This is a genomic window from Streptomyces sp. SID10853 (assembly GCF_010548145.1).
In the GTDB taxonomy this organism is placed as follows: Bacteria; Actinomycetota; Actinomycetes; order Streptomycetales; family Streptomycetaceae; genus Streptomyces.
The window spans coordinates 1-12,588 of record NZ_JAAGLN010000208.1 but is presented as its reverse complement, the minus strand read 5'-3'; the positions used below and the strand labels follow the sequence as shown (position 1 = coordinate 12,588).

The following is a 12,588-nucleotide window of genomic DNA, read 5'->3' as shown; positions in this document are numbered from 1 at the left end:
CCGCGCTCCCGGTAGTGCCGGCCCAGCGCGTGGGCCGCGGCGGCGGAACCCGCGACGGCGGCGATACGCCACCAGCCGGCCGCCTCGTCCGCGTAACCACGCTGGTGCAGCAGTACGCCCAGATTGTTGGCCGCCGCCCGGTCCCCCTCGCCGGTGGCGGCGCGCAGCCAGCGCTCGGCGCCGTCGAGATCCCCGCGGCGCAGCAGCAGTGCGCCGAGCACACTCATCGACGCGGCTTCGCCGCTCTCGGCACCGCTGCGGTGCCGGGCCTCGGCGTCGGCCGTTTCCTCAGCGTCGACGGCGTCGTGTCCGTCATCGGCGTGCTTCTGCACAAACCGCCCTGTCTCCAACAGAGTTGCCCTGTCCCCCATAAGCACCATCGTCCCACTACGTGCAACTCGCGCACACCTGGTATATCGCAGTCGACTAGGTCACTACAGCGTTTTGTCGACTTCCCGTAGCGCGGTAAGTGAAACATGAACCAGTCCCAACTTCCCGTAGGCGGCGCCTTCTTCACAGGAGTCGCACGGACGGGCAGCCGGGCAGACGTTTCGGACCGGGACATATCGCCACACACCCACACATGAAGAAGGCCCGGATCTCTTTCGAAATCCGGGCCTTCGACTTCAGTAGCGGGGACAGGATTTGAACCTGCGACCTCTGGGTTATGAGCCCAGCGAGCTACCGAGCTGCTCCACCCCGCGCCGTTGTGTTGCAACCGTACCACGGTACCGAGGACCGCTTTACCGGCCCTGGATCGGGCCTGATCAGGGCTTTTGCCCCGACCAGGCCCGTACCCGGCCACCGGTCGTCAGCCGGTCTTGCCGCTCGGCTTGGCCTTGGCTCCCGCGTCGGCCGCCCGCTGGAGGGCGTCCTGCAGGTCCTTCTGGGCCTTGCCGTAGGCGGTCCAGTCCTGCGGCTTCTCCGCCAGCGCGGCCTGGCCCTCGTCGTACGCCTTCTGGGCTTCGGCGATGGCCTTCTTCACCGTGCCGTTGGCCGGCGGTCTCGTGGTGTTCCCGGTCGACGGCGGGTTGGTCTCCTGACCGTCCACCCCGAAGACCTTGTTCAGCGCCTCGCCCAGGGTGTTCTCGAACGCGGTCGTGTCTCCGTCCGGCGAATCGGCGTCCGCGAACGACACGGCCACCTTCTTCAGCAGCGGATAGTGCGCGTTGCGGCCCTGGGCGTACACCGGCTCGACGTAGAGGAACCCGCCGTCCAGTGGCACCGTGAGCAGGTTCCCGTACTCGATGTCCGAGTCGGCACCCTTCATGTCCCGGACGAAGGTGCCCACGCTCGACGAACCGTTGAGCTTGTTCTGCACCTGTTCGGGGCCCGGCACTTCGGATGTGACTCTGAGGAGTCTGATCGTGCCGTAGTCGGGGCTCGCCGCGTCCGCGTTCACCGCCATGAAGCCGCCCAGGTTGGGGCGCCCGCTGGGCGTGAACGTGGTGGTGAGCGAGAACTGCTGCTTGTCGCTCTTCTGATCCGGCATCTTCAGCGACAGATAGTAGGGCGGTACCGCTCTGTTGTCCCTGGTGGTCGGGTCGTTGGGCACCTGCCAGGCGTCACTGCCGCTGTAGAACTGCTTCGGGTTGGTGACGTGGTAGCGCGCCAGCAGCTCACGCTGCACCTTGAACATGTCCTGCGGATAGCGCAGATGCTCCTGCAGCTGTGCCGGGATGTCCGCCTTCGGCTTGACCGTATTGGGGAACGCCTTCATCCAGGTCTTGAGGACCGGGTCCTTGGTGTCCCACTGGTACAGCTTCACCTGGCCGGTGTAGGCGTCGACCGTCGCCTTCACCGAGTTGCGGATGTAGTTGACCCGGTTCTGCTGGGCGACCACCGCCCGCTGGTTGTCGGTCAGCGAGTCGGCCGTGCTGTCACCGAGCGTCGTACGCGAGGCGTACGGATAGCCGTTGGTCGTGGTGTAGGCGTCGACCACCCACTGGATACGTCCGTTCACCACCGCCGGATAGGAGTCGCCGTCGATGGTCAGCCAGGGGGCGACCGCCTCGACGCGCTGCTTCGGCGTGCGGTTGTAGAGGATCTTCGAACCCTTGCCGATCGCTCCCGAGTAGAGGATCTGCGGCTCGTTGAACGCCACCGCGTACGCGGCGCGGTTCAGCGGGCTGGAGATGTCCACCCCGCTCTTGCCCTTGTACGTGGTGGTCTTCTCACCGTTGTTCTCGTAGTCGAGCTCCTTCTGCGGGCCCCCGACGATCGAGTACTGGGTGGTCTTCTCGCCGTAGTAGATCTCCTGCTTGTACGTGGGAAGACTGCCCTTGGCCGGCAGGCCCGACTCGGTGAAGACCGGGGCGCCGTTGCTGTCCGTGGCCGTGCCCTTGGCCGCGATGGCGCCGTAGCCGTGGGTGTAGGTGAAGTGGTCGTTGATCCAGTTGTGCTTGGGGATGCCCGCGATGTTCAGCTCGCGCAGGCCGATCACGGTGTCCTGGCCCTTGTAGCGGTCCACGTCCAGCGTCGCGGGGAAGCCGTAGTACTTCCGCTTCTGTTCCTGCTGCTGGAAGGTCGGCGAGACGACGTTCGGGTCGATCAGCCGGTAGCTGGCCGCCGAGTTCGCGTCGTCACGCTGCTTGGTCGTGTCCTTGGTGTTGCTCTTGCCCGAGTAGTCGTCCACATCGGTATCGGCGATGTTGTACGCCTGGCGCGTGGCGTTGATGTTCTTCTGGATGTACGGCGCTTCCTTGGCCTGCTCGTTCGGCTCGACCGTGAACTTCTGCACGATCGCCGGGTAGAGCCCGCCGATCAGGATCGCGGAGAGCACCATCAGCCCGAAGCCGATCACCGGCAGCTGCCAGGTGCGGCGCCAGAGCGTCGCGAAGAACAGCAGGGCGCAGATGACCGCGATGCAGAACAGGATCGTTTTGGCCGGGAGATAGGCGTTGGCGTCCACATACCGCAGGCCCGTCCAGTTGCCCGTGGCCTTGAAGTCGCTGGACTTGACCGCGAGTCCGTACCGGTCGAGCCAGTACGCCACGGCCTTGAACGCCACGAAGATACCGAGCAGCACCGACAGATGGCCGGTCGCGGCCGATGTGGCGCGCGCGCCGGGGCTCGTGACGCGCAGCCCGCCGTAGAGGTAGTGCACCAGGGCGGCGGCGATCAGCGAGAGCACAGCGGCGGCGAAGCCGAAGCCCAGCAGGAAGCGGTACCAGGGCAGATCGAAGGTGTAGAAGGACACATCCAGCTTGAACTGCGGGTCCTTCTGACCGAACGGCACGCCGTTGACGAACATCAGCCAGGTGCGCCACTGGCCGGTGGCGGAGGCGCCCGCGATCAGCCCGACGACCGCCGTGATCCCGAGCAGCAGCCACTTCTTGTACGGGGCGATGCCCATCCGGTAGCGGTCGAGATTCTGCTGCTCCAGCGACATCGCGCTCAGCGGCGGCCGGAGCCGGTGCGCCAGCCAGATGTTCAGGCCGACGGCGGCCCCCATCAGCACGCCGAAGACGAGGAAGAGGCCGATCTTCGTCCACAGGGTGGTGGTGAAGACCGATGAGTAGTGGACGGAGCGGTACCAGAGCCAGTCGGTCCAGAACCCGGCGAACATGATGAACGCCATGGCCAGGACGACCAGTACACCCAGTGTCATCAGCAGGGTCCGGGCGCGGCGGGACGGCCGTGCCGCTCTGATCCGTGGCCCGGTCGGGCCTCCGCCGCGGTCCGGCATCTGGAAAGCCAACGTGCGCACCTCGAAGTCTGCGGTCGTGTGGAGCAGGCCCCGCGATCGTAGGGCCCACTCATGCAACTTACTGAGGCTTTACCCAGTTCCCGTTCCCGGGGTGGAAGAGGGCAGGATATTGCCCATGCCCAACCTTTCTTCGCCCTCAGGCCCTCCGATGGCCGCCAGTCCGCTCACCGTGGCGGTGCTCGAGATCGACGAGTACGCGTCCGGCCTCGGCTGGGACCAGCCCGCCCGGCTCTTCGCACTCGTGGACACCGCGAAGCTCCGCACCCAGGAACCGGGACTCGCCGCCCAGCTCGGCCTCGACGACGGCGAGCCCGCCGCGTCGCTGACCCCCGTCGAGCAGGACGAGATCCCGGACACCACCCCGCTCGACGAGTTCCTCGCCACCATCGCCTGGCCCGACGCCGTGGCCGGCTGCGCGATGACGGTGGAGCGTCTGATGCTGCCGCCGTCGGCCGAGGCGTCCGTGCCGGACGGCATGGACGAGGCGCAGCTGACGGCCTGGGTGGCCGAGCACCCGGACCGGCAGGAGGTGCGGATGACCGTGGCGGTACTGCGGGACGGCACCCGTGAGTCGGCGCTGCGGCTGCGCGCGAAGGACTCACCGAACGAGGTGCTCACCGGCTCGGAGCTGGTCCCCGGCCTCGCCGACGCGCTGTCGGTGACGTTCGAGGCGTAGGACTACCCGGCAGGGACCGGCGCCGGCCGCGCCCTGCTGTTCCGCCTGGCAGCCACGGACCCGGCCGGTCACGTGGCTACTTGGCGGAGCAGCTGGGCAGTCCGGCCGTCTTCCCGGTGCGGATCTTGTCCAGCGACTGCTTCGCGTCCTTCATCGTCTTCACCTTCACCAGGTGGAGGCCCGACGGGGTGTCGGCGGCCGCCGCCGCGCAGTTGTCGCTGGGCGTCAGGAAGTACTGGGCGCCGGCGTCGCGTGCGGCGACGAGCTTCATCTCGATGCCGCCGATCGGCCCGACCACGCCCTTGTCGTCGATCGTGCCGGTGCCCGCGACGAACTTCCCGCCGGTCAGATCGCCCGGCGTCAGCTTGTCGACGAGGCCGAGCGAGAACATCAGCCCGGCGCTGGGACCGCCCACGTCGGCGAGCTTGATGTCGATGTGGAACGGGAACGTGTAGTCGGGACCGGCCGTGATGCCGACGATGGCACGGCCCGGGTCAGGAGCGGGCGCCTTCGCGGTGACGATCGACACGTCCTTCGTGCCCTTCGGCTCGGTCCTCTTCTTCTCCGCGGCCGCCGCGGTCGCGGCGGGCACGACCGTGAAGACGACCGACTGGCCCGGCTTGTGCTTCGTGACCAGCTTCGCCACGTCACCGGGCTCCTTGACGGCCTGGCCGTCGACCGCCTTGATCACATCGCCCGCGTGCAGCTTCCCCTGCGCGGGGCTGTCCTTGAGCACCGTGGCGACCACGGTCCGCGCCTTCACCGGGATGCCCAGCTCGTCCAGGGCCGCGACCTTGGCGTTCTCCTGGGACTCGCTGAACTCCTCGGCGTTCTGCTGGGTCGACTGCTGCTCGGTCGTGCCGTCCGGGTACAGGGTGTTGTGCGGAACGACCACACTGTCGTGTGCGAGCCAGCCGTACACCGCTTCGACCAGGTTCATGCTGTAGTCGGACCGCGTGACCCTGACCGTCACCATGTTGAGGTGACCGCTCGTGGGATACGTCTTGTGCCCGGAGATCTGCAGAACGGGCTGGCCGCCCGCCTTGCCGAGCGTGTTCACGGTCGGCCCCGGGCTCATCTCGGCGTACGGGACGGACAGGAAGACTCCGCCGCACAGCAGCGCGATCAGCACGAGAGTGGACGTGAGCAGCGTCAGAGTGCGGCGTGGCATGGAACGACAGTACGGGACCAGTCTGTGGCGCACCGCTCGGGGCCGGAGCTCAGGTCATGACCGGGCCTGGCACCCGGAGTCAGAGGACGTCCGTGCCGGTGCCGGCCTTCTCCATGGCTTCCCTGAACCGGGCGTAGCCGGCGAGTTCGGCGCCGTCACCGGACGTGCGCCGCCGCGTGGCCCACCTGCCCCACAGGGCGGCTCCGACCGCGGCGATAAGCGGAATCAGCAGCCAGGCGAGTGCACCCATACCGACCTCCGGACCCCCGTGAACAGCCGCGAACCGGCTGATCAGCAGATTAGTCTTCTGCTGCTCCAACGCTCGCGGCAGGGGGGCGGTTACGCAAATCGAGCACATGGCCTAGCGACGCCACCCCGGTCGAGGTGACGCGGCCCGGAACGGCCGGGGGCGGCCTCAGATGCCGACCCACTCCTCCGTGCCGTTCGAGAACGTCTGGTGCTTCCAGATCGGCACGTCACGCTTCAGATCGTCGATGAGCATCCGGCACGCTTCGAACGCCTCGTTGCGGTGCGCGCACGAGATGGCGGCCACCACGGCGAGATCCCCCACGGCGAGATCGCCCACCCGGTGCACGGCGGCCAGCGCCCGCACCGGGAACTTCTCGATCACCCGCTCGGCGACCCGGCGCATCTCGTCCTCGGCGGAGGGGTGGCAGGAGTAGCCGAGGGCGTCGACATCGGTGCCGCCGTCGTGGTTGCGCACCGTACCGACGAAAAGCGCCGTGCCGCCGGCCGCCTCGTCCCCCACGACCTTGAACACCTCGTCGATGCTGAGCGGGGTCTCGCGGATCTCCAGCAGCCGGATGGGGTCCTGAGCCGCGTGTTCGCCGGGGTGGTCGTCGGTGAGTGCCATACCGTCCATGGTGCCGTACGGGGCCGACAGCGTGGAATGGCCCTTTCGACCGGTACCTGCCGGTGCCCCTTGGAGCGTCCTACTACAGAGCGGGCCCGCTCCACTGGCCCGCGAACGGGAACCAGCGCGGGGACCACCGCGGGAACGGCGCCGTCGGACCCGCAGGATGCCGCCCCGATACGGTCAGATCCCGTCGGAATCCCGCAGGGTGCCGCCGGATACCGTCAGATACGGCCGCGCCGCGCCCGCCGTGCCCGCCGCACGAGCGCCGCCGTACCGAGCAGTGCGACCGTCGCACCCGCCGCCCCCGCGGCCGTGGCGTCCTTGCGGCCGAGCCTGCGGCCCGCGACGGTGTGCCGGCCCGCGACCTCTTCCAGAAGTTCCGCGAGGACGTCCTCGTTGGTCCATTGGGGACGCCAGCCCGCGTCGTGCAGCCTGCCGACGCTCACCACCCAGGGGTGCATGGTGTACGCCAGGTCACCGGCTGGTGACGGGGTGAGGCCGATCCGGTGCAGCCGGGCAGCAGCGCCCAGGGCGACGGCCGACGGCAGTTCCATCCGGCGGATACCGCTGAGCTCCTCGACCTCGTCCTGCTCCAGCCAGCCGTCGCAGCCGACCGCGAACTCGCCGTCGACCTTTTCGAGCGCGGCGTACTCCAGTGCGCTGACCAGGTCGTCCACATGGCAGAACTGCCAGGTGGGGCGGGTGCCGGCGACCACGAGCAGCCGGGGGGACTCGAAATAGCGGGTCAGCGCGGTGTCCGTACCGCCCACCAGAATCGCCGGCCTGACCACGGTGACGTTCAGACCGGGGTGCGCACGCGGCGCGCGACGGCCCAGGCGCTCGATCTCCAGGAGGTCGCCGACACCCGTGGCCTCGGCGGTCGCCCGCAGCTCCGCGTCCTCGGAGAGCGGGATGTCGTTGTCCGCCAGCGCCCCGTAGACCATCGCCGATGTGCAGAGCACGACACGGTGGACACCGGCCGCCGCCGCGGCGGTCAGGACGGTCTGGGTACCACGGACGTTGTAGGCGGAACGGGCTGCCGCGTCGGTCTCCAGATCGAGATCGAGCGCGAGATGCACCACGACGTCCGCGCCGCGCAGCTTCTCGGCGATCGCCGGGTCACGCACGTCAAGGATGTGCCACTGGGCGTCGGCCACGTCGCCGCGCCGCTCGTCCATGGCCACGACCTGCTTGACCTCGTCGGACTCGGCCAGCCGCCGGGTCAGCAGCGCACCCGTACCCGAGGCGGCTCCGGTGACCGCGACGACGGGCCCTCGGGAGGACTTGGTTGAAAGGTTTCGCGCTGCGCGAACCTGCGGATCTGGGGAACTCACCGGGCGTCTCCAGCGGTTGTCTTCAGTACGTACGCGAACTGACACGTACGGACCAGGTGGCGTCCATCCTGCCGCAGCCCATGCGTCAGCCAAGCACTGAGCCCTCATCGGGCACCGGTGTCTGTGGAGAGCCGCCCGGTCGGACCCGGCCTGACCGGGCGGTCACCCCCTACCCTGGGTGGTGTTGTCGGGCAATCGCTGTCGGCCAGTCGGCCGACGGCCCTACGAGCCGAGGAAACCCGTGAGTGACACTCCATTCGGATTCGGCCTTCCGCCGGAGGAGCCGGAGGACGGCGACGAGGGCAAGAGCAAGGGCAGCCAGGGTGGCGGAAGCTCCCCGCAGAATCCGCTCGGGTTCGGCCCCGGCAGCGGCGGTGACAATCCGTTCGCGGCGATGTTCGGTTCGATGAACCCGAACGACCTGGGCGCGGCCTTCCAGCAGCTCGGCCAGATGCTGAGCTACGAGGGCGGCCCGGTCAACTGGGACATGGCCAAGGACATCGCACGGCAGACGGTCGCACAGGGCACGTCCGACGGCACCAAGGACACCAGTGTGGGCCCGGCCGAGCGTTCGGCGGTCGAGGAGGCCGTACGCCTGGCCGACCTGTGGCTGGACGGCGCGACCTCACTGCCCTCCGGGGCGGGTACGGCCGTCGCCTGGAGCCGCGCCGAGTGGGTCGAGGCGACCCTGCCGGTGTGGAAGGAGCTCGTCGACCCGGTCGCGGAGCGTGTCGGGGCGGCCATGGGCGGGGTGCTGCCCGAGGAGATGCAGGCCATGGCGGGCCCGCTGCTCGGCATGATGCGGTCCATGGGCGGCGCCATGTTCGGCCAGCAGATCGGACAGGCCGTCGGCGTCCTGGCGGGCGAGGTGGTCGGCTCCAGCGACATCGGTCTGCCGCTCGGCCCGGCGGGCAAGGCCGCGCTGCTCCCGCTGAACATCGAGGTCTTCGGCAAGGACCTGGGCATCGACAAGAACGAGGTGCGGCTCTACCTGGCGCTGCGCGAGGCCGCCCACCAGCGGCTCTTCGCGCATGTGCCGTGGCTGCGCTCGCATCTGTTCGGCGCGGTCGAGGGGTACGCCCGCGGCATCAAGGTCGACACGTCGAAGCTGGAGGACGTCGTCGGCCAGCTCGACCCCTCGCACCCCGAGCAGCTGCAGGAAGCCCTTCAGCAGGGCATGTTCCAGCCGGAGGACACCCCGGAGCAGAAGGCGGCGCTGGCCCGGCTGGAGACCGCGCTCGCGCTGGTCGAGGGCTGGGTGGACGCCGTGGTGCACGAGGCGGCGAAGACCCGCCTGACCTCGGCGGACGCCCTGCGCGAGACACTGCGCAGGCGCCGGGCCTCCGGTGGTCCCGCCGAGCAGACGTTCGCCACGCTGATCGGCCTTGAGCTGCGTCCGCGCCGGCTGCGGGACGCCTCGCGCCTGTGGGCCTCGCTCACGGACGCCCGGGGTGTCGACGGCCGCGACGGCCTGTGGGAGCACCCGGACATGCTGCCGACGGCTTCCGACCTGGACGACCCGGACGGTTTCGTCCACCACGAGCACCTGGACTTCTCCGAGCTGGACAAGATGCTCGGTGAGGCCGCGGGCGGCCAGAAGAGCGGCCCCGGCAAGACCGATCTGACCAAGGACGGCGGCACCGACACCGGACCGGACGACACGGACGAGTCCGACCGGACCGAGACCGACCGGACCGAGACCGACGAGACCGACGAGAAGAAGGACGACCCCGGCCAGTGACACAGCAGGGCACCCTCCAGGACGACGCCGGCCGCGTACTGAAGGGGCACGAAGGCCAGGACGAGCTGCGTCGGAGCTATCTGGACCATCTGTCGGCCCACCCGGACGGGATGTGGAAGTCCTGCGGGGCCGGGCATCTCACCGCGAGCGCTCTGGTGCTGGCCCCGGAGCGGGGGCAGGTGCTGCTCACCCTGCACAAGAAGCTGCGGATGTGGCTCCAGATGGGCGGGCACTGCGAACCGGGCGATACGACGGTGGCGGGAGCCGCGCTGCGCGAGGCGACCGAGGAGTCCGGTATCGAGGGGCTGACACTGCTGCCCGGCGGCCCGCTGCGGCTGGACCGGCACTCGATTCCGGCGCCCTGCACCCAGCATTTCGATGTGCAGTACGCGGCCCTCGTCCCGCCGGGAGCGGTGGAGCTGATCAGCGACGAATCGCTTGACCTGCGCTGGTTCGGCTACGACGAGGTGGCGGCCGTCGCCGACCTCTCGGTCCAGCGGCTGGTGGAGGCCGCCCGCACGGCCCTCTGATCCGCGGCGGCGACCAGCGGGCAGGGTGAACGAGACATGAGTGCGGGGCCTACGCCTCCATGAAGGACACGGACCTCATGGGGGCACAGACCTCACGGAGGCACGGACCTCCACGGAGGCAGGAGGCCCCGCACCCCACCCGCCGGTGTTCAGTTCCAGACGTTTCCCTGGTTCTGACCGTGCGCGCCCTGCTGCCCCATGCCGAACTGCGCCAGCACGCCGTCCCCGATGTTCGCGTGCTGCGGCGGCATCACCTCGCTGGGCTGGACGAGGGCGAAGCCCTGCCCCAGGAAGCTCAGCTCCCAGCCCTCACCGGTGCTGCCGCGCCGCCGCCGTACCCCCGACGAGTGGGTCTGCGCCTGCATCTGCACCCGCAGACCGGACGACCAGGCCACGACGGCGTCCGCGTCCGCGTTGATGTACCTGTCCGGCGTGACCTGCATCATCAGCGGCTGCCCCGAGGTCATCAGCGCGACCTTGCCCCGGCCGGTGATGTGGAGCTGGTACTTCCCCGACCCCGAGATGCCGTACTGGCTGTCGACCGCGACGACCGTGTGGTTCAGGGTCGAGTCCATCGCCAGGACATAGGCACTGTCCACGGTCAGCCCGTCCTGGTCGACGTCGACCAGATGCACGTGCTGCGCCAGGTTGGCGAAGTAGACCGTGCCCTGCCCGTGGCAGCGCATCAGATCCAGTCCCTCGCCCGTGTGCGCCCGCGCACGCCGCTGCTGGTCGGACTGGTACTCGCCGTCGAATTCGATCAGCCCCTGGTACGCGACCATGGCGCCCTTGCGGGCCAGTACGTCGTCGTGCCCGGTCAGCGCGACCCGCAGCAACTGCGGGTTCTGCACCGTGTACCGGTCCTGGGTCTGCTGTTCCGTATAGGTGAAAAGCGGGCTCTGCATGGTGTTCTGGCTCCCCTCAGCTCCGGATCCGCAGACGGTCGGTGCTGTCCTCGCTCGGCTGTACGACGACGATGCCCTGCCCGGAGAAGGCCATCTGGTACGCCTCCCCGCTGCCCCGGCCGATCAGCGAACCGGCCTTGAAGCTGCGCTTGCCCTTGACCTTGAGGTTCGGCGACCAGGCGACCAGGGCGTCCGGGTCGACATAAGTCTCGTCCTCGCCGCTGCCGCAGTCGACGACGATCGGTGTACCGCGCGAGGTGATGGCGACCCAGCCGCTGCCGGACACCTGGATGTTCCACAGGCCCTGGCCCGCGAACTTCGCCATGCCCTTGACCCGCTCCACCCCCCAGGTGAGGCTCGCGTCGAAGGCGAGCAGATTGCTGCCGTTGACCGACAGCGCGTCGTTGTCGAGGTTGATGACGACGACGTCCGCGCCGTAGTCGGCGAGGTAGAGCAGGCCGTCGCCCGAGCACTTCATGAGCGGAGCGCCCTCACCGGTGATCCAGTCACGGGCGATCTGGCGGACGGCGGGCGGATTCGGCTCGTACTGCACGAAGCCCTCGTAAGCGACCATCGATCCGGTACGTGCGAGCAGATCCTGTCCTGTCTGCATGGCGACCTTCAGCATCTTGCTGCCGTGGTTCTCCATGCGGGCCGTGACGGGGGTCGGGGCGAAGCCCGCGAGCTGCTGGTTCATGACGGGCTCCCTCAGACCTCGTACGGCTGGACGATGATGAAGTTCCCGGGGGCGCCCCGGAACTGGAGGTTCACGCTCTCGCCGCTGTCGCCCGCGTAGGCGTTCTGCCGCAGCCTGACCTGGCTGGCGACGATCACTTGCGAGGCTGACGACCAGGCGACGACCGCGTTGCAGTCGGCGAAGGTGGTCGGGGTGACCGGCAGGACGACCGGCGCCCCGTGCGTCTTGACGATCACGGTGCCGGTGCCCTGGAACTGCATGGTGAACAGCGCTCCGCCGGGAATGCCGTGGCCCTCGATCCTGCGGACCTCGTACTGCAGGGTCTCGTCGAAGGCGAGCACACTCTCCGACGAGACACAGATGGCGTCGCCCTGGAGCTCGATGGGGTGCAGATGGGCACTGTTCTCGGCGAAGAAGACCTGTCCACGGCCGGTGCAGCGCATCAGCTGCATCTCCTGGCCGGTCGCATGGCCCACGATCCGCCCCGCGAAACCGGCCCCCTTGTAGCTGAAGTCGACCTTGCCCTGGTACATCACCATGCTGCCCTGGCGGGCGAGGACAGGGGTGTCACTGACGGTCAGGTCGGCCCGCATCAGGTACTTGTTCTGCGGGGTCCAGCGCTGCCCCGTGTCCGTTTCGCGGTACTTCTGGAAGGCGGCCTGAAGGCCGGGACCCGCGACGGTCGGCTGATGCCCGTAGGAAGCGGCCTGCGGCGGCCCGCCGTACGGAGCGGGCCCGCCGGAAGGCGGCTGCTGGCCGTAGGAACCCGGCTGGCCCGGCTGCCCTGGCCGGCCGCCGTACGGGGCCGGTGCGCCCGGCGGCTGAGCCTGTCCGGGGAACTGGCCGAACTGCGGGGGCTGTTGTTGCTGCTGCGGAGGCTGGGGCGGCTGTGCGTACGGAGCGGGAGCCGGTGGCGGGGTGGCCACGCCCTGCACATGCATCGGCGCG

General features: G+C 69.0%; 12 protein-coding genes and 1 tRNA gene. 3 read left to right on the top strand and 10 right to left on the bottom strand.

Going from position 1 to position 12,588, the window contains the following annotated elements:
* The 3 genes from G3I19_RS28490 to G3I19_RS28480 form a co-directional block, all read right to left on the bottom strand.
* On the bottom strand, positions 1-380 hold a 380-nt coding region (locus G3I19_RS28490), incomplete at its 3' end, for a tetratricopeptide repeat protein (RefSeq protein ID WP_164266594.1).
* 250 nt (positions 381-630) lie between these two features.
* Positions 631-704, bottom strand: a tRNA-Met gene (locus G3I19_RS28485).
* Positions 705-811: 107 nt separating this feature from the next.
* Positions 812-3,688 (bottom strand): UPF0182 family protein, encoded by a 2,877-nt coding sequence (locus tag G3I19_RS28480; RefSeq protein WP_164266595.1) that lies wholly within the window; start codon positions 3,686-3,688, stop codon positions 812-814.
* A 136-nt stretch (positions 3,689-3,824) separates the two neighbouring features.
* Here G3I19_RS28480 and G3I19_RS28475 point away from each other — a divergent pair, with 136 nt between their 5' ends.
* The gene (locus G3I19_RS28475; RefSeq protein WP_164266593.1) at positions 3,825-4,385 is read left to right on the top strand and encodes a PPA1309 family protein; all 561 of its coding nucleotides are present in this window, start codon (positions 3,825-3,827) and stop codon (positions 4,383-4,385) included.
* 76 nt (positions 4,386-4,461) lie between these two features.
* Here the strand turns inward: G3I19_RS28475 and G3I19_RS28470 are convergent, their stop codons facing one another.
* The 4 genes from G3I19_RS28470 to G3I19_RS28460 all read right to left on the bottom strand — a co-directional run bounded on the left by G3I19_RS28470 (position 4,462) and on the right by G3I19_RS28460 (position 7,767).
* Entirely contained in the window at positions 4,462-5,556 is a 1,095-nt protein-coding gene (locus G3I19_RS28470) for a PDZ domain-containing protein (RefSeq protein ID WP_164266592.1), read from the bottom strand.
* Between the two features lie 79 nt (positions 5,557-5,635).
* A complete protein-coding gene (locus G3I19_RS38365) occupies positions 5,636-5,806 on the bottom strand; it encodes a hypothetical protein (RefSeq protein WP_203600464.1) in 171 nt (56 codons plus the stop codon).
* Positions 5,807-5,971: 165 nt separating this feature from the next.
* Complete coding sequence (locus tag G3I19_RS28465; protein WP_164266591.1) at positions 5,972-6,430, bottom strand: molybdenum cofactor biosynthesis protein MoaE; 459 nt, start codon at positions 6,428-6,430, stop codon at positions 5,972-5,974.
* A gap of 224 nt (positions 6,431-6,654) precedes the next feature.
* Entirely contained in the window at positions 6,655-7,767 is a 1,113-nt protein-coding gene (locus G3I19_RS28460) for an SDR family oxidoreductase (RefSeq protein WP_164266590.1), read from the bottom strand.
* A 241-nt stretch (positions 7,768-8,008) separates the two neighbouring features.
* Between G3I19_RS28460 and G3I19_RS28455 the strand changes: the two genes are divergently transcribed.
* On the top strand, positions 8,009-9,508 hold the full coding sequence (locus G3I19_RS28455; protein WP_343235238.1) for a zinc-dependent metalloprotease: 1,500 nt from the start codon (positions 8,009-8,011) through the stop codon (positions 9,506-9,508).
* Positions 9,505-10,038 carry an NUDIX hydrolase gene (locus G3I19_RS28450; protein WP_164266589.1) on the top strand — a complete coding sequence of 178 codons (534 nt, stop codon included), beginning with the start codon at positions 9,505-9,507 and terminating at the stop codon, positions 10,036-10,038. The genes G3I19_RS28455 and G3I19_RS28450 overlap by 4 nt, the downstream gene beginning before the upstream one ends.
* Positions 10,039-10,187: 149 nt before the next feature.
* Here the strand turns inward: G3I19_RS28450 and G3I19_RS28445 are convergent, their stop codons facing one another.
* From G3I19_RS28445 to G3I19_RS28435, 3 genes are all read right to left on the bottom strand, one after another.
* Positions 10,188-10,943 carry an AIM24 family protein gene (locus G3I19_RS28445; RefSeq protein ID WP_164266588.1) on the bottom strand — a complete coding sequence of 252 codons (756 nt, stop codon included), beginning with the start codon at positions 10,941-10,943 and terminating at the stop codon, positions 10,188-10,190.
* A 16-nt stretch (positions 10,944-10,959) separates the two neighbouring features.
* The gene (locus tag G3I19_RS28440; RefSeq protein ID WP_164266587.1) at positions 10,960-11,640 is read right to left on the bottom strand and encodes an AIM24 family protein; all 681 of its coding nucleotides are present in this window, start codon (positions 11,638-11,640) and stop codon (positions 10,960-10,962) included.
* 11 nt (positions 11,641-11,651) lie between these two features.
* A partial coding sequence (locus G3I19_RS28435) for an AIM24 family protein (protein WP_164266586.1) occupies positions 11,652-12,588 on the bottom strand: 937 nt, incomplete at its 5' end.

Excerpts from the sequence above, each read along its gene's own strand:
- G3I19_RS28445 (WP_164266588.1), bottom strand. The coding sequence starts at position 10,943 with ATGCAGAGCCCGCTTTTCACCTATACGGAACAGCAGACCCAGGACCGG.
- G3I19_RS28465 (WP_164266591.1), bottom strand. The coding sequence starts at position 6,430 with ATGGCACTCACCGACGACCACCCCGGCGAACACGCGGCTCAGGACCCC.
- G3I19_RS28470 (WP_164266592.1), bottom strand. The coding sequence starts at position 5,556 with ATGCCACGCCGCACTCTGACGCTGCTCACGTCCACTCTCGTGCTGATC.
- G3I19_RS28475 (WP_164266593.1), top strand. The coding sequence starts at position 3,825 with ATGCCCAACCTTTCTTCGCCCTCAGGCCCTCCGATGGCCGCCAGTCCG.
- G3I19_RS28480 (WP_164266595.1), bottom strand. The coding sequence starts at position 3,688 with ATGCCGGACCGCGGCGGAGGCCCGACCGGGCCACGGATCAGAGCGGCA.
- G3I19_RS38365 (WP_203600464.1), bottom strand. The coding sequence starts at position 5,806 with ATGGGTGCACTCGCCTGGCTGCTGATTCCGCTTATCGCCGCGGTCGGA.
- G3I19_RS28440 (WP_164266587.1), bottom strand. The coding sequence starts at position 11,640 with ATGAACCAGCAGCTCGCGGGCTTCGCCCCGACCCCCGTCACGGCCCGC.